General features: G+C 53.0%; 29 protein-coding genes. 22 read left to right on the top strand and 7 right to left on the bottom strand.

Annotated elements, in window-relative coordinates:
* The first annotated feature begins 198 nt into the window (after positions 1–198).
* From adk to HMPREF1487_RS15515, 7 genes are all read left to right on the top strand, one after another.
* The gene (gene adk / locus HMPREF1487_RS15485) at positions 199–846 is read left to right on the top strand and encodes an adenylate kinase (RefSeq protein WP_010797616.1); all 648 of its coding nucleotides are present in this window, start codon (positions 199–201) and stop codon (positions 844–846) included.
* 161 nt (positions 847–1,007) lie between these two features.
* Positions 1,008–1,196 carry a CsbD family protein gene (locus HMPREF1487_RS15490; protein ID WP_010797617.1) on the top strand — a complete coding sequence of 63 codons (189 nt, stop codon included), beginning with the start codon at positions 1,008–1,010 and terminating at the stop codon, positions 1,194–1,196.
* Between the two features lie 95 nt (positions 1,197–1,291).
* Positions 1,292–1,969, top strand: coding sequence for a tRNA (adenosine(37)-N6)-threonylcarbamoyltransferase complex dimerization subunit type 1 TsaB (gene tsaB / locus HMPREF1487_RS15495; protein ID WP_037030106.1), 678 nt, complete (start codon positions 1,292–1,294; stop codon positions 1,967–1,969).
* 160 nt (positions 1,970–2,129) lie between these two features.
* A complete protein-coding gene (locus HMPREF1487_RS15500; RefSeq protein ID WP_010797619.1) occupies positions 2,130–2,486 on the top strand; it encodes a hypothetical protein in 357 nt (118 codons plus the stop codon).
* 6 nt (positions 2,487–2,492) lie between these two features.
* Positions 2,493–3,350: a DUF72 domain-containing protein gene (locus HMPREF1487_RS15505; RefSeq protein WP_010797620.1), complete on the top strand. Its 858-nt coding sequence runs from the start codon at positions 2,493–2,495 to the stop codon at positions 3,348–3,350.
* Positions 3,351–3,396: 46 nt separating this feature from the next.
* Positions 3,397–4,089: an extensin-like domain-containing protein gene (locus tag HMPREF1487_RS15510; protein ID WP_010797621.1), complete on the top strand. Its 693-nt coding sequence runs from the start codon at positions 3,397–3,399 to the stop codon at positions 4,087–4,089.
* A gap of 60 nt (positions 4,090–4,149) precedes the next feature.
* Positions 4,150–4,935, top strand: coding sequence for a class I SAM-dependent methyltransferase (locus HMPREF1487_RS15515; protein ID WP_010797622.1), 786 nt, complete (start codon positions 4,150–4,152; stop codon positions 4,933–4,935).
* A gap of 3 nt (positions 4,936–4,938) precedes the next feature.
* On the opposite strand, the gene HMPREF1487_RS15520 is transcribed toward HMPREF1487_RS15515, so the two are convergent.
* The 4 genes from HMPREF1487_RS15520 to HMPREF1487_RS15535 form a co-directional block, all read right to left on the bottom strand.
* Positions 4,939–5,943, bottom strand: coding sequence for an AbrB family transcriptional regulator (locus tag HMPREF1487_RS15520; protein ID WP_051370189.1), 1,005 nt, complete (start codon positions 5,941–5,943; stop codon positions 4,939–4,941).
* Positions 5,944–6,010: 67 nt separating this feature from the next.
* Positions 6,011–7,528, bottom strand: a complete 1,518-nt coding sequence (locus tag HMPREF1487_RS15525; protein ID WP_010797624.1) for a tripartite tricarboxylate transporter permease — start codon at positions 7,526–7,528, stop codon at positions 6,011–6,013.
* A gap of 1 nt (position 7,529) precedes the next feature.
* Positions 7,530–7,988, bottom strand: coding sequence for a tripartite tricarboxylate transporter TctB family protein (locus HMPREF1487_RS15530; protein WP_010797625.1), 459 nt, complete (start codon positions 7,986–7,988; stop codon positions 7,530–7,532).
* 45 nt (positions 7,989–8,033) lie between these two features.
* A complete protein-coding gene (locus tag HMPREF1487_RS15535; RefSeq protein WP_173869112.1) occupies positions 8,034–9,017 on the bottom strand; it encodes a Bug family tripartite tricarboxylate transporter substrate binding protein in 984 nt (327 codons plus the stop codon).
* 348 nt (positions 9,018–9,365) lie between these two features.
* Between HMPREF1487_RS15535 and HMPREF1487_RS15540 the strand changes: the two genes are divergently transcribed.
* Together HMPREF1487_RS15540 and HMPREF1487_RS15545 are read left to right on the top strand one after the other, a co-directional pair.
* Positions 9,366–10,037, top strand: coding sequence for a response regulator (locus tag HMPREF1487_RS15540; RefSeq protein WP_010797627.1), 672 nt, complete (start codon positions 9,366–9,368; stop codon positions 10,035–10,037).
* A 58-nt stretch (positions 10,038–10,095) separates the two neighbouring features.
* Entirely contained in the window at positions 10,096–11,508 is a 1,413-nt protein-coding gene (locus HMPREF1487_RS15545; protein ID WP_051370242.1) for a sensor histidine kinase, read from the top strand.
* Here HMPREF1487_RS15545 and HMPREF1487_RS15550 read toward each other — a convergent pair.
* Both HMPREF1487_RS15550 and HMPREF1487_RS15555 read right to left on the bottom strand, forming a co-directional pair.
* A complete protein-coding gene (locus HMPREF1487_RS15550) occupies positions 11,502–12,338 on the bottom strand; it encodes an HDOD domain-containing protein (RefSeq protein WP_010797629.1) in 837 nt (278 codons plus the stop codon). The two genes, HMPREF1487_RS15545 and HMPREF1487_RS15550, sit on opposite strands and share 7 nt — an antisense overlap.
* 33 nt (positions 12,339–12,371) lie before the next feature.
* Entirely contained in the window at positions 12,372–13,310 is a 939-nt protein-coding gene (locus HMPREF1487_RS15555; RefSeq protein ID WP_010797630.1) for a CAF17-like 4Fe-4S cluster assembly/insertion protein YgfZ, read from the bottom strand.
* A gap of 147 nt (positions 13,311–13,457) precedes the next feature.
* Here HMPREF1487_RS15555 and HMPREF1487_RS15560 point away from each other — a divergent pair, with 147 nt between their 5' ends.
* Both HMPREF1487_RS15560 and HMPREF1487_RS27965 read left to right on the top strand, forming a co-directional pair.
* Positions 13,458–13,712, top strand: coding sequence for an FAD assembly factor SdhE (locus HMPREF1487_RS15560; protein ID WP_010797631.1), 255 nt, complete (start codon positions 13,458–13,460; stop codon positions 13,710–13,712).
* Complete coding sequence (locus tag HMPREF1487_RS27965; RefSeq protein WP_073450332.1) at positions 13,696–14,148, top strand: protein YgfX; 453 nt, start codon at positions 13,696–13,698, stop codon at positions 14,146–14,148. The genes HMPREF1487_RS15560 and HMPREF1487_RS27965 overlap by 17 nt, the downstream gene beginning before the upstream one ends.
* Here the strand turns inward: HMPREF1487_RS27965 and nadB are convergent.
* Positions 14,111–15,727, bottom strand: coding sequence for an L-aspartate oxidase (gene nadB, locus HMPREF1487_RS15565; protein WP_010797632.1), 1,617 nt, complete (start codon positions 15,725–15,727; stop codon positions 14,111–14,113). The two genes, HMPREF1487_RS27965 and nadB, sit on opposite strands and share 38 nt — an antisense overlap.
* A 335-nt stretch (positions 15,728–16,062) precedes the next feature.
* Between nadB and rpoE the strand changes: the two genes are divergently transcribed.
* The 11 genes from rpoE (at position 16,063) to pdxJ (ending at position 26,057) form a co-directional block, all read left to right on the top strand.
* A complete protein-coding gene (gene rpoE / locus HMPREF1487_RS15570; RefSeq protein ID WP_010797633.1) occupies positions 16,063–16,644 on the top strand; it encodes an RNA polymerase sigma factor RpoE/AlgU in 582 nt (193 codons plus the stop codon).
* 31 nt (positions 16,645–16,675) lie between these two features.
* The gene (locus tag HMPREF1487_RS15575; RefSeq protein ID WP_010797634.1) at positions 16,676–17,278 is read left to right on the top strand and encodes a sigma-E factor negative regulatory protein; all 603 of its coding nucleotides are present in this window, start codon (positions 16,676–16,678) and stop codon (positions 17,276–17,278) included.
* Positions 17,279–17,296: 18 nt separating this feature from the next.
* Entirely contained in the window at positions 17,297–18,229 is a 933-nt protein-coding gene (locus tag HMPREF1487_RS15580) for a MucB/RseB C-terminal domain-containing protein (RefSeq protein ID WP_010797635.1), read from the top strand.
* A gap of 207 nt (positions 18,230–18,436) precedes the next feature.
* Complete coding sequence (locus HMPREF1487_RS15585) at positions 18,437–19,852, top strand: DegQ family serine endoprotease (RefSeq protein WP_010797636.1); 1,416 nt, start codon at positions 18,437–18,439, stop codon at positions 19,850–19,852.
* Between the two features lie 140 nt (positions 19,853–19,992).
* Complete coding sequence (lepA, locus tag HMPREF1487_RS15590; protein WP_010797637.1) at positions 19,993–21,792, top strand: translation elongation factor 4; 1,800 nt, start codon at positions 19,993–19,995, stop codon at positions 21,790–21,792.
* A 4-nt stretch (positions 21,793–21,796) separates the two neighbouring features.
* Positions 21,797–22,651, top strand: a complete 855-nt coding sequence (gene lepB, locus HMPREF1487_RS15595; RefSeq protein WP_010797638.1) for a signal peptidase I — start codon at positions 21,797–21,799, stop codon at positions 22,649–22,651.
* 14 nt (positions 22,652–22,665) lie between these two features.
* On the top strand, positions 22,666–23,043 hold the full coding sequence (locus HMPREF1487_RS15600; protein WP_010797639.1) for a DUF4845 domain-containing protein: 378 nt from the start codon (positions 22,666–22,668) through the stop codon (positions 23,041–23,043).
* Positions 23,040–23,729, top strand: a complete 690-nt coding sequence (gene rnc / locus HMPREF1487_RS15605) for a ribonuclease III (RefSeq protein WP_010797640.1) — start codon at positions 23,040–23,042, stop codon at positions 23,727–23,729. Before HMPREF1487_RS15600 ends, rnc begins: the two co-directional genes overlap by 4 nt.
* Positions 23,722–24,621, top strand: coding sequence for a GTPase Era (gene era, locus HMPREF1487_RS15610; RefSeq protein ID WP_037030114.1), 900 nt, complete (start codon positions 23,722–23,724; stop codon positions 24,619–24,621). The genes rnc and era overlap by 8 nt, the downstream gene beginning before the upstream one ends.
* Positions 24,621–25,295, top strand: a complete 675-nt coding sequence (recO, locus tag HMPREF1487_RS15615) for a DNA repair protein RecO (protein ID WP_010797642.1) — start codon at positions 24,621–24,623, stop codon at positions 25,293–25,295. Before era ends, recO begins: the two co-directional genes overlap by 1 nt.
* 12 nt (positions 25,296–25,307) lie before the next feature.
* A complete protein-coding gene (gene pdxJ, locus HMPREF1487_RS15620; protein WP_010797643.1) occupies positions 25,308–26,057 on the top strand; it encodes a pyridoxine 5'-phosphate synthase in 750 nt (249 codons plus the stop codon).
* Positions 26,058–26,138 lie beyond the last annotated feature (81 nt).

The following is a 26,138-nucleotide window of genomic DNA, read 5'->3' on the forward strand; positions in this document are numbered from 1 at the left end:
CCATTTCATCTGGAAAGCACGAATAAATCCCTGCGACTTTTAGTGGCTTGTGCCCCCTCGTGATGCTGTGTATTTTGAATCCCCTTGACCGTCAAACGGCCAAATAAAACATCGAGACAGCCTGAGGATCGCAATGGCTCTGTTGAGCGGGCCACTTCAAGGCAAGTCCTGGATACCATCATTTAAGGAGCGACGTGCATGCGCGTGATACTGCTAGGGGCGCCCGGTGCCGGTAAAGGTACTCAGGCTCGGTTCATTACCGAGAAGTTTGGCATTCCGCAAATTTCCACTGGGGACATGCTGCGTGCTGCCGTCAAAGCCGGGACTCCGCTAGGTCAGCAGGTCAAAGGCGTCATGGACAGTGGTGGCCTGGTTTCCGACGAAATCATTATTGCCCTGATTTCCGAGCGTATTCTGGAAGCCGATTGCTCCAACGGCTTCCTCTTTGATGGTTTCCCTCGCACCATTCCACAGGCCGAGGCGCTGAAGAATGCTGGCGTCACCATCGATCACGTGCTTGAAATTGCCGTGGATGATGAAGAGATCGTCAAGCGTATGTCGGGTCGTCGCGTACATCCGGCTTCAGGTCGTGTGTACCACACGCTCTACAATCCGCCGAAAGTCGAAGGTAAAGATGACGAAACCGGAGAAGATCTGGTTCAGCGTGAAGATGACAAAGAAGAAACCGTACGTAAGCGTCTCGATCTGTACCATTCCCAGACCAAGCCGCTGGTAGACTTCTACCAGAAGCTAGCAGACGCTGAAGGCACGCCGAAGTGCAGCCGGGTTGAAGGTGTCGGGTCCGTCGAATCGATTACGGCCAAGGTACTCGAAGCGCTCAAGTAAAGGCGTTTCCATCTGTTGCCAAACGGTCCTTTCAGGGCCGTTTTTAGTATCTGAAGGGAAAATGCAAAAAGCCAAAAAGCAGCCTCTCAAACAGGAATAGTTGAACTCCTCTGCCTTGCGCTTAGTCCTAATAAGGCACACAACGAAATTAGGAGAACGCTATGAGCAGCACAACAGATAAGATCAAAGGCACTGCGAACGAAGTAGCGGGTAAAGCCAAGCAAGGTGTAGGTGAGGCCACCGATAATCAGAGCCTCAAGAATGAAGGCGATACCCAAGAGATCAAGGGTAAAGGCCAGAAAGTGGTTGGCGATGTCAAAGATGGCGTCAAGAAAGCCGGCAACCTGTAAGTATTAGAGATTCGATCAACGGCCATCTTCGGATGGCCGTTGTCGTTTCTGGAACTTATACTGGCAGACTTTGCTGTTTTGTCTGGATACCACCGATGCCTACGCTGTTGGCCATTGATACTGCTACCGAAGCTTGTTCTGTTGCGCTCCTCCATGAAGGAAGCGTCATGTGCCGCTATGAAGTGATTCCCCGTATGCATGCACAGAAAGTGCTGCCCATGGTTCAAGAACTCATGGCTGAATCAGAACTTGCGCTAACGGCCATAGACGCCATCGCATTCGGTCGCGGTCCTGGCGCATTTACCGGCGTGCGTATTGCGATTGGTGTTGTTCAAGGCCTGGCTTTCGGTCTGGACCGGCCAGTGCTGCCGGTATCCAATCTGGCTGCACTGGCGCAGCGGGCTTATCGTGAGCGAGGCGTTAATCAGGTAGCCGCCGCTATCGATGCACGTATGGATGAAGTCTACTGGGGTTGTTATCGCTTGGAGCAGGAGGTGATGCAACTGGTTGGAGTTGAAGCGGTGCTTCCTCCCGAGCAGGTGCAGCTTCCAGCAGGCAGTGCAGGAGAATGGTTTGGGGCTGGTACAGGATGGGGGTATGTTGGCCGCATAGCCGCTTCTGTTGCCGAAACGGATGGTAATCTTCTGCCCCATGCCAAGGATATCCTGACCCTGGCGACGTATGCATGGAGTCAGGGAGGCGGCGTACCAGCAGAAGAAGCGCAGCCTGTCTATTTGCGTGATCAAGTTGCCACGCCTAAGCAGCCACGCTGATCCGGCCTCGACAGCAACAGGCGACAGGCGGTAAAACCCTGTGTGTATTACTGAGGTCAACAGATGAACTGCTGATTTCATCGACCGTATGGTATTTGAGATAGTTTGCTAAGCGCAGGCGATCTCATACAGTGGCGATACTGGCAAAAGGGCATTAATCATGCGTATCGATAGCTACACTTCCTCTTACTCATTAGATCGTCCTGGTCGTAATCGGGCGGACAGCTCGTATCATGAGATACAGAATGAGGAAGAAGTCCGTCGTGAGCAGCCCGCTACGGGTAATGTTTCCTCGCAGGGGTTGGGTACTGCGCCACTGATTCGCAGAGTCGAGTCAACCCAGCCAGATGATGAAGTGACCAGTGATGCTCAGCTGCTGACAGCGCGGGAATATGTTCTCTATGAACAGCCGATCAGCGCCCGTAGCGCACGGGCCATTGCCAGTTACGATAGCATTGCCATGCTGCCACGAGATACCGGGGCCGCTCAGGTAGTAGGCCTGGACTTTTATGTCTGAAGCTTGATGCTGCCTTATTATATTGGTTGCCCATCATGGAGTGATCCTCACTGGCGAGGTTCACTCTATCCAGCATCTACACGATCCTCGGAATTTCTTCCGCGCTATGCTCAGGTGTTTAATGCGGTAGAGGGAAACACCACGTTCTATGCCGAGCCCTCTGGCGAGACGGTATCGAGATGGGCTGAGTTGATGCCGGATCACTTTCGCTTCTGCGCCAAGTTTCCTCGCGAGATCAGCCATGACGGTGATCTAAGAGCCTGCTTATCCCATGCGCATTCCTTCATGCAGCTGCTGGTCCCGTTAGGGAGGCGTGTCAGCCCATACTGGCTTCAGTTTTCTTCAAACTTTGGTCCGAATCGACTGGCCGAGCTGGCTGATTTTCTGGATGCACTGCCTTCCTCAGGGCGAATAGCAGTAGAGGTGCGACATGACGATTTTTTCAGCAAGGGTATGGCTGAGCGTGAGCTCAACAATTTGCTGATGGCCAGAAATGTCGAGCGTATCGGACTGGATTCCCGTGCCTTGTTCAGTAGCGAACCGGTCTCCGATGTCATTCGTGACGCGCAAGCCAAAAAGCCTCGCGTGCCTGTCCGTGTTCCTGCTTTTACCCAATCACCACAGATCCGCTTCATTGGTCGGTTGGAACTTGAGGCCAATGATATCTATCTAGAACCTTGGGTGATTAAATTTGCAGAGTGGATCAAGGAAGGGCGTACCCCTTACATATTTCTGCATACACCTGACAACCGTCATGCTCCTGAACTTGCCATGCGTTTTCATGCGCAACTGCAGGAGCGCTTGCCGGAACTACCGCCATTGCCAGTCATGGCTGAGCCTGTCGAGCAGCTAGGCTTGCTGTAAGCCAGATCATATACGCCAGTCATGACCGCTCACTGTCAGGACAGGTATGCGTTACGTCTTTGCTCTAATGTGCTTGATCATTCTGGTGGCCGGGATCGGTCTGGCCTATGACTGGATCCGTGTTCCGCCTCAATGGAATCCATTTAAGCCGCTTGATGTGCGACAGCCACCCAATTTTCTGACCCGATACAAGCTGATGAGGCTGCAACACGATCCTGAGCTATGCGCACAGGCGTTGCAGACGTCACCGCTGCGCTACGCCCAGATGCCTGCTAATGCCGGGACCAAGCAGTGCCCGCTGGAGAATGTCGTTAGGGTGCAACGCTCCAATGTAGCCTTCAGCGGCAGTTTCCTTGCGACATGTCCTTTAGCAACAGCCTACGCCTTGTTTGAACTGCACACGTTACAACCAGCAGCAGAGGCCGTTTTCGGGCAGCGTGTCGTCAGTGTCGAGCATTTTGGAAGTTTCGCCTGCCGCAATATCTATCATCGTGCCAATGCCCGTCGTAGTGAGCATGCTACCGCCAATGCGTTGGACTTGGCTGGCTTTCGCCTGGAGAACGGACAGCGCATTACCGTAGCGCGTGATTGGAAAGGGGACGATAGCAAGGCACGGTTCTTACATTTGCTTCGAGAAGGAGCCTGTAAATCCTTTAACACGACGCTGTCTCCAAATTACAACGCGGCGCACCATGACCACTTTCATCTCGACATGGGGGGCTTCCATGTGTGCCGTTAAGCGTGCCTATCCGGCAGCGCTCTGGCAAAATGCGGGCTTTGTTTCTTGATTGACCTTGTCATGATTACTGATCCAAGTGCTGTCGCCGTTTCCATCCAACCGCTTGATGCCGCATGGCAGGGACAGGCAGATGCCTTGGGCTTGCAGCTAGGCCTGCCTGTCACTCAAGCGCCTGAGACGGATTTTGTGCTTCAGTTGGGGGAGTCGGGTCTTCAACTGGTTCAGCGTGGCCCAGATGCGCCAGGACCGGTGCGGGTTGATCTTTTGGAAGGTGCAGCAGCGCATCGGCGACGGTTTGGAGGCGGCAGTGGGCAGATGATTGCCAAGGCTGTCGGTGTTGGCACAGGCATACGTCCGAGTGTACTCGACGCCACGGCCGGCCTTGGCCGTGATGCCTTCGTTCTGGCAACGCTGGGCTGCGCGGTCACATTAATCGAGCGCCAGCCCTTGATTGCTGCTCTGCTTGAGGACGGTCTAAGGCGTGCAACAGGCGACGAGGAAGTCGGCGCTATCGTGGCGCGCATGACCCTTCTCAAGGGAAATGCCATTGAGCTGATGCGGAAGATGGATGAGGCTCCTCAGGTGATCTACCTCGATCCCATGTTTCCCCATCGTGATAAGTCGGCGCTGGTAAAAAAGGAAATGCGCATTTTTCGTCCCTTGGTAGGTGATGATCCTGACGCACCAGCCTTGCTTGAGGCTGCCCTCGGGTTGGCCAGTCATCGCGTGGTGGTGAAGCGTCCACGCAAGGCGCCTCCTATCGAGGGGGCGAAGCCCAGTTATAGTCTGGATGGCAAATCCAGTCGCTACGATATTTATCCCAAAAAGGCGTTGGGCAAGGGCTAATCGCTAGTCAGTCGCTCGGCGCATCCAGAGCCGGTAGACCGGTTGTGCCAGGAAAAGAACCAGCAGCAGCCGAAGCACCTGCATGGCGGTGACCAGCGGTACCAGCAAATGCAATGCTTCGGCGGTCAGGCTCATCTCGGCGATACCTCCAGGTACCATCCCCAGCAAAAGCGAGCGGGCATCGAGTCCGGTCAACCAGCCCAGTCCCATTGCAATAGGGGTGGCAATGAGGATGGCCAAGCAGGTAGCCAACACCGTGCGTGCCATGAAGGCGGGCGCCTGGCGAAAGAAGGGGCGATCGAAATAGCATCCTAGTGAGCTGCCAATGAGCCACTGGCCGATGTCCCCCGCTCCTGCAGGTAAGCCGATATTCAAATTGAATGTCACGCTGGCTGTAATGCTGGTCAGGAGGGCGCCCAATTGCCAGGCGTTTGGCAGTCGCAGCTTTTGAAAGATGAATGCCAGACCGGCACCGGTCACCATGATGGGCAATAACCAAGAAAAACTGACTTCAATAGTGTGCGCAACAAGAGCATGCTCGCCGGCAAATAAATACTTGTAAGCTGCCGGAACGCTTAACAGCACAAACACCATTCTCAGGCTCTGAGCAGCGGCCACTCGAGCCAGTACGGCGTCGTTGCGTTTGGCCAGATTGACCATTTCATTGGCGCCCCCAGGCATGCTGGCAAAAAAAGCAGTTGCACGGTCCTCGCCGCTGCGTCGTAATAAGACGATGCCTATCACACTGGCGGTGACGGTCAGCACCGTGCCAAGCACAATGATCAGCGCGTGCGCTGCAATCTGCTCAACAATGGTTTGGTTGAAATGCAGGCCAATGCCTGTGGCGATCACCCATTGGCCTCCTTTGCGCGCGTGAGGCATTTCCTGAGTCCGCCAGCCACAGCAACGGATAGCGATAACTCCAAGCAGTGAGCCGATCATCCAGGGAAGGGGCCAGTGCGCGAGACTGGCCAAGTATCCTCCGGCTGCTCCGGCCAGGGGAGTCATCCACCAGGGCCGGAGCGAGACGATCAACGTGTGATAGAAACGCTTCACTGTTTGGTTTTTGCCTTTATCACGCGTTGGCCAAGTTGGCTTTACGGCGAAGAGAGCGACGACGCCAGATGCGAACTATCGGCAGGATCAACATGACGATGACCAGCAGCCATACGATTTGGCTGATGCCACTGGACCATAGAATGTCCATGCTGCCATTGGAGATCGAAAGCGCCCGGCGCAGGTTCTGCTCCATGAGGCCGCCCAGAATGAAGCCCAGCAGCAGCGGCGACAGTGGGAAGTCCAGCTTGCGCAGGATGTATCCAATGATTCCAATAATCACCATGAGGATCAGGTCAAACGTTGTCGCGTGCACGGCATAAACGCCAATTGACGTGATGATGGCAATGATAGGGACCAATGCCCAGTTCGGTACTGCCAGGATCTTGGTGAAGACCTTGATCATGGGTACGTTCAGGATGAGCAGCATCACGTTGGCAATGAACAGCGAAGCGATCAGACCCCAGACCAGCGTAGGTTCGTTCTGAAACAGAAGCGGGCCAGGAGTGATGTTGTACAGCGTAAGGGCACCAATCATGACTGCTGTCGTTCCCGACCCTGGAACACCCAGCGTCAGCATAGGGATCATGGCGCCACAGCAGGACGCACCGATCGCGGTTTCGGGCGCAGCAAGGCCGCGAAGGTCTCCTTTGCCAAACTCACCCTTTTCACCAGCCATGCGCTTTTCAGTCATGTAGGCCAAGGCACTGGCCAGTGTCGCACCCGCACCGGGCAATACACCCATGACAAAACCGCCAACAGCACAGCGAAGGTTGGTCAGGAATACCGACTTGGCTTCCTTGAAGTTGAACAGCATGCGACCTGTTGCCTTGACAGCTTCCTGGCCATGGTGGGTTTTCTCAAGCAGCAATAACACCTCGCTTACTGAAAACAAGCCCAGGACCAGCACAACAAACTGGATGCCGTCTGCCAGATGGATGCTGTCAAAGGTGAAGCGATAAACACCGCTGTTGGCATCAATGCCGATGGCTGCAAGGAAAAGCCCTAACAACGAGGCGACCAGCGTTTTGACGGGTTTGTCACCCGCCATGCCTGCCAGACAGACAATGGCAAAGACCATCAGCACGAAGTATTCAGCTGGGCCAAAGGCAATTGCCCATTTAGCCAGCAGCGGGGCAAACAGTACCATGCCGCATGTCGCCACGAAGGCGCCAATAAAGGAGCTCCAGGCCGACAAAGACAGGGCTACGCCGGCCAATCCTTTACGAGCCAGTGGATAGCCGTCCAGGGTGGTCATGAGCGTTGATGCTTCGCCCGGGATGTTCAGTAGAATCGACGAAATACGTCCGCCGTATTCACAGCCAAGGTAAACCGCTGCTAAAAGAATCAAAGCGGATTCAGGCGGCAGACCTAGCGCAAACGCTACCGGGATCAACAGGGCCACCCCATTGATAGGGCCTAAGCCTGGGAGCAGACCAACTACGGTTCCGATCAGCGTACCGATCAGGGCGATAATAAGGTTGGTAGGCGTTAAGGCAACACCAAAGCCTTGGGCAAGAAAATTCAGGGTTTCCATCTTAGATCTCCAGGCCGTCTAGGATGCCCAAGGGCAGTGGAACGTCCAGAATGTGATCGAATAGTATGTATAGGCAGATGGACATGACAATGCTGGTCACGAGGCTGGGCAACCAGCGCCCGCCATAGAGTCGAGCAAACAGAAAGCCTGCAACGATGCTGCTGGGAACAAAGCCGAATGGCTCGAACAGCAGGGCGTAAGCCAGTAGCAGCAGAACGCAGCTGACTACCTTGCGCGCAGTCGGTGCATCCATGGGTTGTTCGTCATGGGCGTGATCAATTGGCGTAGGCTTGACCAGAAGGTAAGCCAGCCCTGCTGACATCAGTCCCAGCATCAACATGGGGTAGGCGCGGGGGCCGACCGGCTCGTAAGAGAACGGTGCCTGATAGTCCAGGGCAAGGTACATCATGACCAGGCCGGCAATTAGCCAGACGCCCAGAAAGAGACGTTGAAAAAGCATGGCATTTCCCTCGGACGCTCCGCCTGCGCGGAGCGTCAGGTAGCGTTATTGGATCAGGCCAAACTCTTTGGCCATGCCCCGGTACTTGGCAACTTCCTTCTGTACGTAGGCATCCAGCTCACTGCCAGTCATGGCAAATGGAAAAAGCTCACGCTGGTCGCGTAGTTTGGCAAAGTCATCCGAAGCCAGCAGTTTGTCGAAAGAGGCTTTCCACCAGTTGTAGTCTTCATCACTGACTTTCGGGCCGAGGTAATAGCCGCGCACTACAGGCCATACGATATCGTACCCCTGCTCGCGAGCGGTGGGGATGTTGGCCATGGCAGGCTCATCCAAACGGTTTTCGGAAAAAACCGCCAGGATTCTCATATCACCGCTCTCGATGTGAGGCATGGAGTCGGAAATATCCGTACTGCCCACTTGAATATGCCCACCCAGCAGAGCCGTTGCGATCTCGCCTCCGCCTTCCAGTGAGACATAGCGGAGGTCACGCGGATTGATACCCGCGGCCTTGGCAACGAGGGCGGTCTGCATCCAGTCCTGGCTACCGACGGTTCCGCCAGAGCCAATGACCACTTTGCCTGGATCCTTTTTAAGCGCTTCGACCAGATCGCCAAGGGTCTTGTAGGGGGAATCATTCTTTACGGCGATGGCACCGTAACTGGTTCCTACCGCTGCCAGCCATTTAACGGCCTTTTCATCGAAGCGGCCAAACTTGCCCTGTGCCAGGTTAAGCAGGGAGCCGCTTGAAAACGCAACGATTGTTCCGCCTTCCTTGGGTCGTTGTGCCACGACGGTATTGTAAGCCACTGCGCCTACACCTCCTGGCATATAAGTAACCCGCATAGGTTTTTCTAGCAGCTTGGCATTTACCAGCGCGCTCTGCGCAAGTTTGCAGGTCAGGTCGAAGCCACCGCCTGGAGAGGCTGGTGCAATACATTCAGGGCGTTTGGGTTCAGCTTGCAGCTGTGTGGAGAGCATTGCTGCAACAGCAGCGATTGCCAGGGGGCGTAGGGATAGGGCCATGGTTATCTCCTTTTGTTTTTATAGTGCGGAACGGCAACGGAGCAGCGTGCTTCCATTGCTGAAGCAATCTTGCGTCAGTTGAAAACTGATACGTAAACAGGTAGCGAGCCTGGCGGCTGGCGAAGTGCGTAAGTAGGGTAGGGCGGAAGAGTTTCCGACGAGGCGAGTACGCGACGGGTCTGCATGATGGGATTCCGTATTGTTGTTTTTGTAAGGCCTTTGGTGCGTATAAGGCTTATTAACCTGATCGTAGTGGCACAAGCTTTCACGAAGCTTTCAATCTGAAAGGATCTAGACCATTTATCAGTCGCTCTGGGTACACTGAGACGATCTAACACGATTTCGGAGAATCGAGTGCGTATCTTGCTCGTCGAGGATCATCTGTCACTGGCTGAAAGTGTGGCACAGGCGCTGAAGGGAGAAGGTTGGACTGTCGACGTCATCAATGACGGTGTCGCTGCTGACCTGGCACTGGCAAGTGAGGAATACGCATTGGCCATTCTGGATGTTGGGTTGCCGCGAATGGATGGCTTCGAAATCCTGGCCCGTCTTCGTGAGCGGGGTAACCGTTTGCCGGTATTGATGCTGACGGCGCGCGGGGAAGTGAAGGATCGGGTTCAGGGGCTTAACCTAGGGGCTGACGATTACCTGGCTAAACCCTTCGAACTTACCGAGCTCGAAGCTCGAGTCAAGGCGCTGCTTCGACGCAGTGTGTTGGGCGGCGAGCGCCAACAGCGCTGCGGCCCGCTCGTCTATGACCTCAACACCCGACGCTTCACGCTTGATAATGAACCCTTGACCCTGACCTCGCGTGAGCAGGCAGTGCTTGGCATTCTGATTGCCCGCCCCGGTCGGGTGATGAGTAAGGAACAACTGGCTTCCCAGGTCTTTGGTCTAGATGAAGAAGCCAGCCCTGAAGCCATCGAAATCTACATACATCGTTTGCGCAAGAAGCTTGAGGCCAGTGCTGTTCGTATCGTGACCTTTAGAGGGCTGGGCTACTTGCTGGAGTTTTCAGGTGCTTGAGCGCAGGGAAGGCGTGCGGGTAAGCCCGGAAAGTTCTGAAGCCAATAGCAGTGTTGTCATCGAGGGCAGTCTGCGAGGTCGATTGCTTGGCCGTCTGGCTGTCTTGCTGGCCTTGTTATTGATCGTGAGCAGCCTTAGTGCCTATATCAATGGTCGGCAGGTTGCCGACACCGCCTATGACAGGACGCTTTTGGCATCAGCCCGAACCATCGCAGCCGGGCTGTCCGCAGAGGACGGTACCCTGAGGGCCGATGTGCCCTATGTCGCGCTGGATACCTTTGCTTATGACAGTGCCGGCCGAATCTATTATCAGGTGCTCGACATTGAAGGGCATCTGACCTCCGGGTACGAAAATCTTCCGCCACCGCCTCCGGATACGCCGCTGACTCAGGACTATCCTGCCTTGGCGCGTTTCTATGACGGACAGTACCGGGGGCAAGGTGTACGAGTTGTCAGTTTGATGCAGCCGGTCAGTGAAACCAACATGAACGGCATGGCTGAAATACGGGTAGCGGAGACAGAGCAGGCTCGTGAAAACATGGCGCGTAGCCTGCTGGTTGATACCTTGTTGCGGCTCTGCCTTCTTTCCGTGGGAGCTTTGCTGCTGGTTTGGTGGGTTGTAAGCGTAGCGCTTCAGCCGCTTGAGCGATTAAGGGCTGCGGTTGAGGAGCGTCAGGCGGACGATTTGCGTCCACTGCCTAGGGTGGTGATTCAGCGGGAGCTGTTTCCCTTGGTAAGCGCATTGAACCAGTTTACGGTCAGGCTGAGAGGGCTCTTCGAGCGTCAGGCTCAGTTCATTGCCGACGCCGCCCATGAATTACGTACACCACTGGCCGCGCTAAAGGCTCGTCTTGAGCTGGGTGTTCGTGAGCAGAGCCCGCAGCAATGGCATGCAACCCTGCTTGATGCCCAGCGCAATACAGACCGTTTGGCTCATCTCGCCAATCAGCTCCTGTCCCTGGCAAGGATCGAAAGCGGGGCACAGGCCATTGCCGAAGGTGGAGCAGAGCGCATCGAATTGGGGGCCTTGGCCAGAGATCTTGGTCTTGCGCTTGCGCCCTTGGCCTATAAGCGAGGTGTCTCGCTGGAGCTGGAAGCGGAAGCTGAGGTATGGGTAAAGGGCGAGCCGACCTTACTCAATGAGTTGTTATCCAACCTTATTGATAACGCACTGGCTCACACGCCTGAAAATGGTACGGTCATAATCCGGGTGCTCACACCCTGTATTCTTGAGGTCGAGGATGATGGCCCGGGTATTCCTGCCGATGCGCGCGCGCACGTTTTCGAGCGATTCCACCGGCTGGATCCTCAGCGGGGCGGTGCCGGGTTGGGATTGGCTATCGTGGGAGAGATCTGCCGCGCTCATCAGGCTGCTATAACCTTGCATGATGGCGCGGCGGGAGGGCTGCGTGTAAGGGTTGTATTCCCTGACGAGCGCGTGATCCCCAATATCGATTGGACGGCCTATTGAAGGAAGTGCTTGGACTGTTCCAGTGCTTCCCCTAGATCCTCATCGGCCTTGATGTCAGTAGAAGGATCCAGCCCCAGCTTTCTGAAGGAAGCAATAGGCGTCCAGTCCATTTTAGTCAAGGGGTGCTCCGTGCCGCTAAGGCTCTGCAGGTAAGCAACCTGAACAATGTCGGCGTAATCCACCTTAGGCGTATTGCGCTCGAAGTCCAGATAATCCTGAGGCACGTTGACAATGGACTCCTGGAAATCCCAGGCTTTCAGAATCCGCTTTCCTATCTTGGGATGGATTTCCTCGATTACACGATCCAGTGTCAGCGAGTTGGCCAGCAGTGAACTGTGTTCTTCGGCATACGTCAGGATGGGTAGCACACCGATCTGATGCACCAGGCCCGCCAGTGCAGCCTGATCGGGAGAAAGGCGAGTGAAGTGCTTGCACAGAACATAGCTGATGCCCGCGATTTCCGTACTTTTAGCCCATACCTCACGCATCTTATGATCAACCGCGTCGGTAGTAGCTTGGAACATCTGCTCCATTGCAAGTCCGATTGCAAGATTGCAGGTGTAGTTGATACCTAGCCGATTGATAGCGGTGTGAAGATCCGTGATCTCGTTGCTAATTCTGAGCAGCGGACTGTTTACTACCTTAATGATTCGCGCCGTCAATGCCGTATCGTTGCCGATGAGCTTGCCCATGTCAGCGCTTGTGACATCCGGGTCCTCGGCGGCCTCGCGAACACGCAGGGCCACTTCAGGTAACGTTGGCAGAACCAGCTGATCGTTTTCAATGGCCTCGTTGAGCTCTTGAGCTACCTGTTCGGCAAGCATGATCATTCTTTATCCCTCGAAAAGCATTCGTCTGATACGTCAGCGTTGAATTTCGCGATCCGTATCGATTACATAAGGCAGATCCAAGAGCTCGCACACGGGGCCCTCGTTAGATGCGAGATGAATGCGGCCATCCTCTTTCGCATCGATTTGTAAAACAGCCAGAAACTCTGTTCTACCGTCATCCCGCGCAGCCAATACCACTTCTCCCACGCTGCTATTATGCACCGGAGAAAACAGCTCGGTGCCAGGCGCTGGTGTATCAGCGTCTACCTTTAGGCGATAGAGTCGGCGCTTCAGTCGCCCAAGGTATTGCATGCGTGCGACGATTTCCTGACCGGTATAGCAGCCTTTCTTGAAGCTGACGCCATCCACGGCCTGCAGGTTGATCATTTGAGGAATGAACAGCTCGCGGGTGGGGCCGAACACCTGTCCGATTCCCTCGCGTATCTGGCCCAGCAGCCAGTGCTCTAGGGCGACCTCAGGCGCTATGCTGCTTAATTGCTGATGGAAGGACTCTGCAAGCGCGCTAGGAGTCCAGATTTCGACACGCTGTCTACTCAGACGTATCGCCAGCATGCCGTTAAAATGAGCAACACCATTAACCTGTTCGGGAAGAGTTAATGACGGCAGTGCTTTCTGCGCTGTCTCAACGCTGGCGCCGAATCGCACCCATTCAGCACTTTCGTCTGCCAACGTCGACTTGGAAAACACTGCGTATTTCTTTAGGTCCGTCAACTGCGGCTCTACTAATTCCTTCGCCATCGCCAGCAGGTATCCTTCCTGGATTTGCACGATGCGAAAGCTCGAAACCATTCTTCCCTTAGGCGTACAGCGAGCACCCAGGCTGGATGTTTCTGCATTGAGATAATTGATGTTGCAAGTCACTTGGCCTTGCAGGAATTTTCCCGCGTCCGCTCCGCGAATCGCCAGGATGCCTTCATGAGACAGTGCGCAAAAATATAAGGAGTCAGCCATAGAGCATCAACGGCAAGAGAATGAACGCTCATCATAGAACGCAGGCGTGTTCTTGTCAGTTGCGATAACAACAAGATGCTTTCCTGCAGGTAGAGCTGAGCAATCTGATGAACTCGCCTATAATGCGCCCAACTTTGAGGAGCCACCATGACAGACGAAACCGAACTCAAGCGACTTTTCTGGCACAGCCGTCGCGGCATGCTTGAACTGGACGTGTTGCTGGTACCTTTCGTTCAGGAAGTTTACCCTTCACTGAGCCAGCAGGATCAAGACCGCTACAAAAAACTCCTCGACTGTGAAGATCAGGACATGTTCGTCTGGTTTATGCAGCGGGGCGAGCCTGAAGATCCAGACCTAAAGTATATCGTTCGGATGATTCTGGATCGTGTCCAACCGGATTGAGCCGTTTGAATGCCACTGGCAGCACTCTCGACAATTATTTTGTGTCTATTGTGCGACCTTGCTGTTGGCCTTCGTCTCGTTATTTATGGCCAACATTCCGACATGGGCGGCCATCATGGGCGCTCTCATGTGTGTCGCCCATGCTGCCTGGGTAATTCCGGGCGCCATATTGTTGCATCGGCCAAATGAGCCGCGCCGCCTGAAACATGATGAGAGCGGATGGCAACTCTGGTCTCCAGGGCAGGGGTGGCACCCTGTTCAGCTATGCCGGGATAGCATGGCGCTGCCGCTTATTATCGTGTTGCGATATCGACGTGTAGATGAAAAGTGGACCCGGGCAGTTTGTATCCCGTCTGATGCCATGACGCCGGATGCTCACCGGCGTTTGCGGGTCAGGCTCAGGTTTGCGCAGCGACGTTGGGCGGCACCAGAATAGTATCCTGTACCTGACTGCACGGCCTGGGATAATCCAGTGTGTAGTGCAGGCCACGGCTTTCCTTGCGCGCCATGGCGGAGCGGACAATCAACTCTGCTACTTGGGCAAGATTTCTAAGCTCAATCAGATCACGGCTTACTTTGTAATTGCTGTAGAAGTCATCTATTTCTTTCATTAAAAGCTGTATGCGGTTGTAGGCGCGTTGCAATCGCTTGTCGGTTCGGACGATACCTACATAGTTCCACATGAAGCGGCGCAGCTCCTCCCAGTTGTGCGTAATAATGACATCCTCATCCGAATCGGTTACCTGGCTGGCATCCCAGTTGGGAAGGTGGGGAGGGTGCTGTGTCTTGTCGAGCTGACTCTCGATATGCCTGGCCGCCGAGCGCGCATAAACGAAGCATTCGAGTAGTGAGTTGCTGGCCATTCGATTGGCACCATGCAATCCCGTAAAACTGGTTTCTCCGACGGCATAGAGCCCCGGCAGGTCAGTACTTCCGTTTTCATCTACGCATACCCCGCCGCAGGTATAGTGAGCAGCCGGTACGACAGGGATTGGCTCGTGGCGAATATCGAAGCCTAGGCTCAGGCATCGCTCATAGACCGTAGGAAAGTGTGCAGTAATGAAGTCGGCCGGCTTATGGCTAATATCGAGATGGACATAAGGAATGCCAAGTCGCTTCATCTCATGGTCGATCGCCCGGGCTACGATATCGCGTGGCGCCAGTTCGGCTCTCTCGTCAAAGCGCGGCATGAACCGCTCACCGTTTGGCAGCTTCAGAAGAGCCCCTTCGCCTCGCAATGCTTCCGTAATCAAAAAGTTGCGGGCCTGCGGATGATAAAGGCAGGTAGGGTGGAATTGATTGAATTCCATATTGCCTATACGGCAGCCGGCTCGCCATGCCATGGCAATGCCGTCACCGCAGGCGCTTTCTTGGTTGCTGCTGTAGAGGTACACCTTGCTTGCTCCACCGGTCGCTAAGACTGTGAAGCGTGCACCGTATGTATCAACTTCACCGGTGTTTCGGTCAAGTACGTATGCACCTAGGCAGCGGTTGTTTTTTAGTCCGATCTTGATGCCTGTAATCAGATCGACCGCAACCTGTTGTGAAAGCAGATGAATATTAGGCCGTTCCTTGGCAGCAGCCAGTAGCGTATCGAATATTGCAGCGCCAGTTGCGTCGGCAGCGTGGATGATCCGCCTATGGCTGTGGCCACCTTCACGGGTCAGATGAAGAGGAAACCTTTTCTGTGCGTCTCCTTCGCTTCGAGTAAAAGGAACGCCTAAGTTGATTAGCCATTCCATGGCCTCACGGCTTCTTTCCACCGTGAAACGAACAGCCTGTTCGTTGCATAATCCAGCACCCGCTATCAATGTATCCTTGACGTGGGAGTCTATGGTGTCGTCCTCATCCAGCACAGCGGCTACACCACCCTGTGCCCAGTAGGTTGAACCATTGGAAAGGTTGCCTTTGCTGAGAACTGCGATCCGAAGGTGCGGGGGTAAGGTTAGTGCCAGGGTGAGGCCAGCAGCGCCGCTGCCGATGATCAGAACATCATGATCGATGTGTTGGCCCATATATCGTCTCTTTTTGTTGGTTTAGCTATACGATTAACTAGCGTAATGGCGATGTCATTCTATGGAGGAAGGAACTTTATAGGGCCCGGAGCCGTCCATGTGAGGATAATTTTCCACACGGACAGTAAAAAGTGGCCGAGAGAATGAATAGTGGAATGACTGCTAATAGCTATCAGCGGATGTCGGCGGAAAACCGGCTTACCGATCAGCGAATCGAAGACAAGGTTCGCCCGATATCTGCCGTGGGGAGAACTTTTACGCAGCACCCTGGTCTATCCAAACAACAGGATGAGAAGGGTGAAGCGGGTCTCCTTCGGAATCAACAAGGAGCTCCCATGCAAACCCAGGAACAGGATCAGCAGCTTGTCGAGCGCGTGCAGCGAGGCGATAAGCGTGCATTTGATCTCCTGGTGCTGAAATACCAGCACAAGATTTTAGGGTTGATCGTGCGCTTCGTGCACGACACCCAGGAAGCGCAAGACGTAGCGCAAGAAGCTTTCATCAAAGCCTATCGCGCGCTAGGGAATTTTCGTGGTGATAGTGCGTTCTATACCTGGCTATATCGCATTGCGATAAACACAGCAAAAAATCATCTGGTTGCTCGTGGTCGTCGTCCACCGGACAGTGACGTAAGCGCAGAAGATGCTGAGTTCTATGAAGGCGATCATGCCTTAAAGGATATTGAGTCGCCTGAGCGTTCGTTGTTGCGGGACGAAATTGAAAGTACCGTTCATCGCACCATTCAGCAATTGCCAGAAGATTTAAGAACCGCGCTAACTTTGCGTGAATTTGAAGGTCTTAGTTACGAGGACATTGCAAATGTGATGCAGTGTCCAGTAGGTACAGTACGCTCGCGCATATTCCGTGCGCGGGAAGCCATCGATAAAGCCCTGCAACCTTTGTTGCGGGAAGCATGAGACAGCGGCGACAGCTATGAGAGAGGTTGATATGAATCGTGAAGCTCTGCTGGAATCACTGTCCGCTGTTATGGATAACGAAGCGGACGAACTGGAAGTCAGACGTGTACTCGCGGCGACAAGCGAGGACGCTGAACTCCGTGCTACTTGGTCCCGTTATGCAATGGCTCGTGCAGTCATTCGCAACGAACCTATCATGCCAAAGCTTGATATCGCATCTGCAGTATCGGCTGCGCTGGCTAACGAAGAGGCGCCTGTGGTGATTACACCTGCTGCAGTGGCTAAGCCCAAGGTAAGCCGGTGGAGTGCGATCAGTCGAGTGGCAGTCGCGGCTTCTGTAACAGTGGCTGTGTTGGCAGGTGTGCGGCTGTATAACCAGGAAGGCGTCTCTGAACAGATGGCCCAACAGGCTCCAGCACCTATCAGCGTACCGCAGGTACAGAGTCCTGCTGTATTGGCTAATTACAGCGAAGAAAGTGCTCAGAGCGCTGAGTCCAAGACGGCTAATCCGTCTGCAGTGGCCAACCCACAGCTGCCTGGCTACATTCGTCAGCATGCACAGCAGGCTACTTTCAACAGTGTTGAAGGTTCCGCGCTTCCTTATGCACGTGGTGCTAACGCAGAAACTCGTTAATCCCTGATAAGGAAGAGCATGCGGTTTGCTCCAGTTATATATGGAATAGGCGGTTTGTTACTGATAACTCAATCAGTACAAGCCGCCGAGTCAATGGATTGGTTGAACAAGCTATCAACCAGTGACAAGGTTAATTTCCAAGGTTCTTTTATCTACGAGAGCAATGGGAATCTAACTTCACATCATATCGCCAGAAAAGTCGATTCCAATGGGGATGTTAAAGAGCGTCTCTACCGGCTTGATGGCACTCCTTATGAAGTAGTGCGTGATAATAATCGCATTGTCTGCAGTACTTCAGCAGATGATCAGGTTGATGTGGCAAAAAGCCTTGCTCCCAAATTGAGGCCTGATCAAATCGATAGAGGCTACACCCTCAAACATCTCGGAGAGTCGCGCGTTGCAGACAATCCCACGGATGTCATAGCGTTTATTCCCAAAGATTCCTATCGATACGCTTATGAAATGCAACTAAGCAAGTCGACTGGACAGGTCCTCAAATCCACCACATTCGATCAAAAGGGTAATGCACTGGAAAGACTTCAGTTCATTACTTACTCGTCGCTTGCGCCAAGTACAGCTGAGCTTGATCCTAAAGGTGACTGTGCTCCTGGCGCAGAAGCGGAAGAGGCGAGCCATGCAGACCAAGCTACATGGGCGGCTTCCTGGCTTCCCTCCGGCTTCGAGCAGGTACGATCATTGAAGAGCTGGCAGGCAGGTGGGGACGGACGACCTGTACAGTACCTTCTATACAGCGATGGTCTGAGTAGTTTTTCTGTATTTGTTGACTCTGATAGTCATACAGCGATGACCGATAGTCGAAACCAGTTTGGTCCTACCAGTGTCGTATCCAAGCGCATCAATCCATCTGACAAGGATGTGTTGATTACTGTCGTAGGCGAAGTTCCTGCCGGTACGGCCGAGCGCATAGCGTTATCCGTACGGCCCGACTAAGTCTGTGCCGCTAATAAGTACATGTTTCTTGATACTCATAGGGAGTATCAGGAAACATTCAGCTTTTCTATGGTATTTCGTCAGGTGACTCTTTTAAGGCGGTTCGTCTGCTGCCTGAAGTAGTGATGCGGTGGGTACTGCACCATCGCTTGGTAAAAGCTAACTGTTAGCACTGTCTGTCCCCTGCAAGAACGGGAGCTGTATTTCATGCGAATGTTTAAACATTACCTGGCAGCCTTGATGGCAACATGGGCGCTAGGCGTATCGCTATTGGCCCATGCGGATCTTCCAGACTTTACTCCGCTGGTAGAGTCGGCAAGCCCTGCCGTTGTTAATATCAGTACTCGCCAAAACCTGCCGGCTAGCCGTGGCGGTGCCATGTCCATGCCTGATCTCGAAGGGCTGCCGCCAGGTATTCGTGAATTCTTCGAGCGAAGCATTCCTCAAATGCCGCAAGGGCCGGACAGTCGTCGGCGAGAAGCCCAGTCGTTGGGGTCCGGTTTTATTATCTCGGCTGATGGTTATGTCCTGACCAACAACCATGTGGTAGCCGATGCGGACGAAATCATCGTGCGCCTTTCTGACAGAAGCGATCATACTGCCAAATTAATTGGTGCTGATCCGCGTACAGACGTGGCGCTCCTCAAGATTGACGCCAAGAATCTTCCGACCGTTAAGTTAGGTAATTCTGACAAGCTCAAGGTCGGTGAGTGGGTGCTGGCTATTGGTTCGCCCTTCGGGTTCGACCACTCCGTGACAGCCGGTATCGTAAGCGCCAAGGGGCGTAGCTTGCCAAACGAGAACTATGTTCCATTCATCCAGACGGATGTTGCGATCAATCCTGGCAATTCTGGTGGCCCGCTGTTCAATCTGAGCGGGGAAGTGGTAGGTATCAACTCTCAGATATTTACGCGTTCGGGCGGCTTTATGGGGCTTTCCTTTGCTATCCCGATCGATGTGGCTATGAATGTGGCCAATCAGTTGCGTACCGAGGGTAAGGTGACACGCGGTTGGTTGGGAGTTGTCATTCAAGAAGTAGACAAAGACCTGGCAGAGTCTTTTGGCTTGGAGAAGCCAGCCGGCGCTTTGATCGCTCAGGTTTTGGAAAGCGGACCTGCAGCCAAGAGTGGCTTGAAGGTGGGAGATGTCATCCTGTCGGTTAACGGGCAACAGATTGTTGAGTCAGCAGATCTGCCTCATCTGATCGGTAACCTGAAGCCTGATGCCACCGCGGAAATGAATATTGTGCGTGAAGGCGCACGCAAGACCGTATCCGTTAAGGTCGGTGATATGCCCGATGATGATTCCATTGCTGCCTCAGGTCAGCCCGGCGCTGAGCGTAGCAGTAATCGAATGGGGATTGCTGTTGCGGATCTGACTGATGAGCAGAAGAAAAGCCTTCAGTTGCAAAGTGGCGTGGTAATCAAGCAGGTAACGGACGGACCGGCTGCCATGATTGGCTTGCGTCCGGGCGATGTAATTACTCATTTGAATAATCAGCCGGTTTCCTCGGCGCGCCAATTCCAGGACACAATGAAGAAGCTTCCTGCCGACAAGTCCATTTCCATGCGCGTCATGCGTGATGGACGAGCCAGCTTTATTACTTTCAGGCTGCCCAAGTAAGGTCAATGAGGCGAGGTGGAAACACCTCGCCTTTTTACCTTATGTAAGTCCGTGCGTGACGGGTTTCCATAGTATCGGGTAAACTCCCAGGCTATTTTTTCCAGCGGGCATTCCGCTGCTGGCCTTTCGAGTGTTGATCCGTGAGTGACCTAAGTCATATCCGTAACTTTTCCATCATTGCCCACATTGACCATGGCAAGTCGACGCTAGCCGACCGCTTTATTCAAATGTGTGGCGGCCTGTCCGACCGCGAAATGGAAGCCCAGGTGCTGGACTCCATGGACCTCGAGCGCGAGCGCGGAATTACCATTAAAGCCCACAGCGTGACGCTGCACTACAAGGCGCAGGATGGTAAAACGTACCAGCTCAACTTTATCGATACCCCTGGGCATGTTGACTTCACCTATGAAGTAAGCCGCTCTCTGGCTGCCTGTGAGGGCGCTTTGCTCGTTGTTGATGCTGCTCAGGGCGTTGAGGCTCAGTCCGTAGCCAACTGCTATACAGCGATTGAGCAAGGTCTTGAAGTCATGCCTGTGCTCAACAAGATGGACCTGCCTCAGTCCGAGCCAGAGCGCGTTAAGGCAGAGATTGAGCACATCATTGGTATCGATGCCACTGACGCGGTTCCCTGCTCAGCCAAGAGTGGCATGGGTGTTGTCGATGTCCTGGAGCGACTGGTCAAGGTAATCCCTGCTCCTGAAGGCAATATCGAGGCGCCTCTACAAGCATTGATCATTGATTCCTGGTTCGACAATTATCTAGGTGTTGTGTCCTTGGTACGCGTCAAGCATGGACGTGTGAAAAAAGGCGACAAGATTCTGGTGAAGTCCACCGGCAAAGTACATCAGGTGGATAGTGTTGGCGTCTTTACGCCTAAGCATACCGAAATGCAGGATCTTAAGGCCGGTGAGGTAGGCTTCATTATCGCTGGTATCAAGGAGATCCTGGGGGCGCCAGTAGGTGATACGCTGACGCTTTCCAGCACGCCAGACGTAGCCATGCTGCCGGGCTTCCAAAAGGTCAAACCTCAGGTCTATGCAGGCCTCTTTCCGGTCAGCTCGGATGATTTTGAAGACTTCCGCGAAGCGCTGCAGAAGCTGACCTTGAACGATGCGTCTTTGCAGTACGAGCCTGAAAGCTCAGAGGCACTGGGCTTTGGCTTTCGCTGCGGTTTCCTCGGTATGCTCCATATGGAGATTATCCAGGAGCGTTTGGAGCGCGAATACGATCTGGATCTGATCACGACTGCACCGACTGTAGTGTTTGAAGTCGTGCATAAGAATGGCGAAATCGTATACGTAGACAACCCCTCAAAGCTGCCTGATCTTGCGTCGATTGCAGAAATGCGCGAACCGATCGTGCGGGCCAATATTCTTGTGCCTCAAGAGCACTTGGGTAACGTCATAACCCTATGTATTGAGAAGCGTGGTGTGCAGCGGGACATGCAGTTCCTCAGCAGCCAGGTTCAGGTTAGTTATGATCTGCCTATGAATGAAGTTGTTCTGGACTTTTTCGATCGACTCAAGTCCGTTAGTCGTGGGTATGCTTCGCTGGATTACAGTTTTGATCGCTTCGAAGCTTCTAATCTGGTCAAGCTTGATGTCCTTATCAATGGTGAGAAAGTCGATGCGCTGGCATTGATCGTTCACCGAGACAAGGCTCACCACAAAGGTCGAGCTCTGACAGAGAAAATGAAGGAGCTGATTCCACGTCAGATGTTTGATGTGGCGATCCAGGCAGCTATTGGTGGGCAGATCGTAGCGCGGACAACCGTAAAGGCATTACGTAAGAACGTATTGGCCAAGTGTTACGGTGGAGACGTATCCCGTAAGCGCAAGCTGCTGGAGAAGCAGAAAGCGGGTAAGAAGCGGATGAAGCAGGTTGGTAGTGTGGAAATTCCACAAGAAGCCTTCCTGGCTGTACTCAAAGTGGATAGCTGAGAATATGTCATTCAATTTTCCTTTGCTTTTGGTTATCGCTGTCGCAGTGTGTGGCGGTTTGGCACTGTTTGATTTGGTCTTTCTGGCGCCACGCCGGCGTACAAGAATTGCGACATACGAAGGGCAGGTTACCGAGCCCGATCCAGTTGCTTTGGATAATTTGAGGAAGGAGCCACTCTTGGTCGAGTATGGGAAGTCATTCTTTCCTGTACTCGCCATCGTTTTGGTTCTGCGGTCGTTTCTGGTGGAGCCTTTCCAGATTCCTTCGGGCTCAATGAAGCCCACATTGGAAGTGGGCGATTTCATCTTGGTAAACAAGTTCGCCTATGGAATCCGTTTGCCGGTTATCGATACTAAGATCATCCCGGTTGGAGACCCGCAGCGCGGTGATGTCATGGTATTTCGCTATCCCAGCGACCCCTCCGTTAATTACATCAAGCGTGTTGTAGGCTTGCCTGGCGACACCATTCGCTATACTCCAGAGAAGCAGCTTTTTGTGAACGGTCAATTGGTCTCAAAGCAACTGATCGGAGAGGAGCCTGGCTCTTTGGGTAGTGCAAAGCTATACAAAGAGAAATTAGGCGAAGTAGAGCATGTCATTCGTGAGGAGATGACTCGTTATAACCTGCCGGCGGATAGTCAATGGGTTATACCGGCTGGTCATTATTTCATGATGGGGGACAACCGGGATAACTCCAATGACAGTCGTTACTGGAGCGACCCTGGTATTCCACACGAATTGCTTGGCATGGTTCCCGATAAAAATATTGTTGGCAAAGCCTTCGCTGTCTGGATGAGCTGGCCTGACCCAAAGGTCAAAAATTTACCTAACTTTTCCCGTGTAGGGATCATTCATTAAATAGGAAATGCGTCATGTCTATGTCGCACAGGCAAAAGGGACTTTCCTTCATAGGCTGGCTGCTAATGCTGTGCATTATTGCTTTCTTGGCAAGCACAGCCTTTAAGCTTATTCCTCATTATCTGGATTATCAGGCGATGACTAAAGTCATCACCTCTATAGAAAGTGAGAAAGCGATGAATATTCATAGCGTGCCCGATGTGTATTCGTATGTAAGCAAGGGCATGCAGGTTAATAGCATTAATGATATTGACCTTGATAAAGCCATGCAGGTGAAGACTGAGGACAATAGATTCCTTATCCATCTGGATTATGAAAAGCGTGAACCTCTAATCCGTAATATTGATTTAGTGGTTCATTTTGAACGCGACTTCCGTATAAGTATCCCGTGAACCCACCCTTAGATCGTCTCGAGCGCCGGCTCGGTTACACCTTCAAAGACCAGGGCCAAATGGTCCTGGCTCTCACTCATCGCAGTTTTGCCAGTAAGAATAATGAGCGTCTTGAGTTTCTAGGAGACGCTATTCTTAACTTTGTGATTGGCGAAGCGCTCTATCAACATTTCCCTCAAGCCCGTGAAGGTCAGCTTTCTCGCCTGCGCGCAAGATTGGTAAAGGGAGAGACCTTAGCTGTCCTGGCCCGTAGTTTTGAGATTGGAGACTATCTCCGGCTAGGCTCGGGCGAGTTGAAAAGTGGCGGCTTTCGCCGCGAGTCTATTCTGGCAGATGCGATGGAGGCTCTGATTGGCGCTATCTATCTGGATGCTGGGATGGAAGCGGCCAGAGATCGGATCATGGCTTGGCTAGGGCCGCAACTTCGTGAGCTTACGCCAGTCGATACGAACAAGGATCCCAAAACACGCCTTCAGGAGCATCTGCAGGCGCGGGGATGTGAGTTGCCAAAGTATGAAGTGGTCGCGATCGAAGGCGAGCCACATTGTCGCGTCTTTTTCGTCGAGTGCGACATATCGATGCTAAGCGAAAAAACCAGTGGCCAAGGGCCCAGTCGCCGCATCGCAGAACAAATGGCTGCAACAGCCGCGTTGATTGCTTTAGGAGTAGAGAATGGCCATGACTGACCCGGTATCCCGTTGTGGATACGTAGCTATCGTTGGGCGTCCTAACGTGGGCAAATCTACTCTGCTGAATCATATCTTAGGGCAGAAGCTTGCTATCACCTCTCGAAAGCCCCAAACGACACGTCATACGTTGTTGGGTATTAAGACAGAAGGGGATGTTCAGGCTGTTTATGTCGATACGCCTGGTATCCACAAAGAGAATCAAAAAGCTCTCAATCGCTATATGAATAAGACCGCATCCGCAGCCCTCAAAGATGTAGATGTAGTTATCTTTGTGGTGGATCGCATGCGCTGGACTGAAGAGGATGCGTTCGTTCTAGAACGAGTCCGCCATGTCAAATGTCCGGTGATTGTGGCGGTTAACAAAACGGACCGCATGGAAGATAAAGCAGAGCTTCTACCTCAGTTGAAGTGGCTATCCGAGCAGTTGCCTGAAGCAGAGGTTATCCCTATCTCTGCGCAAAATGGTGTGAATCTGGATTCCCTCGAGAAGCTTGTAGCGGATCGGCTGCCTGAGGGAGACCATTTCTTTCCTGAGGATCAGCTTACTGATCGTAGTAGTCGTTTTCTGGCTGCAGAGCTCGTACGTGAAAAAATTATGCGTCAGCTGGGTGCTGAACTTCCCTATCAGGTCACGGTTGAAATTGAGGAGTTTAAACAGCAAGGGAATGTGTTGCACATCCATGCGCTGATTCTGGTAGAGCGTGATGGACAGAAAAAGATACTCATCGGAAATGCAGGTGAGCGAATCAAGCGGATTGGTCAGGATGCTCGGAAAGATATGGAGGCCCTCTTCGATTCGAAGGTCATGTTGAACCTTTGGGTGAAGGTAAAAAGCGGCTGGTCAGACGATGAGCGCGCACTCCGCTCTTTGGGATACGCAGATCTTTAATGCAAGAACCTGAGAAAGTCTTCGTTCTTCATGCTCGGCCCTTCAGGGAAAGTAGCACGCTCGTAGACTTTTTTTCATTGCGTGGGAGGTTTCGAGCAGTCTATCGAGGCGCTCGTGGAAAATCTGGCAGTGTTGTTCGGCTGTTTCAGCTATTTGAAGGGCAGTTCCGGGGACGTACTGAATTAAAGACAGTTCACCGTATGGAGCCTTTGGCTCCTCCCTTTCTTCTGAGCGGAGATGCTCTGTTTAGTGGCCTTTATCTCAATGAGCTCATCGTACGTCTTCTTTTGCCAGAAGAGCCGCACCCGGCGATCTTCCATCAATATGCAAATACCTTGCGTGCATTGAGTAATCATGCAGACGTGGAACCTCCGCTAAGGAACTTCGAGTGGACGTTTCTCGATGAGTTGGGTTACGGCTTTTCATTAGAAGTGGATAGTCGCGGCAACGCTATAGATCCCAAAAATATCTATCGTTTTGTTCCAGATGAAGGCCTTGAATGTATACCTGTATATCAGCCTGGTGCATTCCAAGGTAGTGAGCTGCTGGCCTTGTCTGGCGCTGACTGGAATGATGCAGGTGTCCTTAAATCAGCTAAACGACTCATGCGCCAGGCTTATGCTCCGCTGCTTAGTGGCAAGCCGCTTATTAGCCGTGAATTGTTTCTTAAGTGAGAGTTGAATGCGATGTTTGCTAGCCGACTTTTATTAGGCGTCAACATTGATCATGTGGCAACTTTGCGCCAGGCGCGCGGTACACGTTATCCCGATCCTCTTAAGGCAGCGCTTGATGCAGAGGAGGCTGGTGCAGATGGAATTACACTGCATTTACGTGAAGACCGTAGGCATATTCAGGAGCGAGACGTTCGCCTCTTCAAGGCAGCCCTTCAGACGCGCATGAACCTTGAGATCGCAATGACTCCGGCGATGCTGGATTTAGCCTGCGATGTCAGGCCGGAGCATGTCTGCCTTGTACCTGAAAAAAGAGAAGAATTGACGACAGAGGGTGGCTTGGATGTTCTAGGGCAAGAACATCGGATAAGGGAAGCTATCGCTAGGCTTGCGTCGGCAGGTTGTCAGGTATCACTTTTTATCGATCCCGATCAGCAGCAAATAGAGGCCGCCGCGAGAGCTGGCGCTCCTGCCATTGAACTTCATACAGGAAAGTACGCGGATGCAGCGAGCGAAAAAAGCCAAACCCTCGAACTTGAGCGTATTAAAGACGGTGTTGAGGCAGGTTTGTCTAGCGGGTTAATAGTGAATGCAGGTCATGGCCTTCATTACCATAACGTAGAGCCAATAGCGTCAATCCCAGGTATTAATGAGTTGAATATAGGTCACGCCATTGTGGCCCATGCTGTGTTCGTTGGCTTTAAGCAAGCAGTAGTAGAAATGAAAGCGTTAATGTATTCGGCTTGGCTCAAAAATAAAGCTTGACCTGTGAGCGGAGGGGCCTATAATGCGCCCCACTTCCGTTGCAACGGAACGGCAAAAAGCCTTGTATATCAATGGCTTAGC

The organism is Pseudomonas sp. HPB0071 (assembly GCF_000478505.2).
GTDB classification, from domain to species: Bacteria; Pseudomonadota; Gammaproteobacteria; order Pseudomonadales; family Pseudomonadaceae; genus Chryseomonas; species Chryseomonas luteola.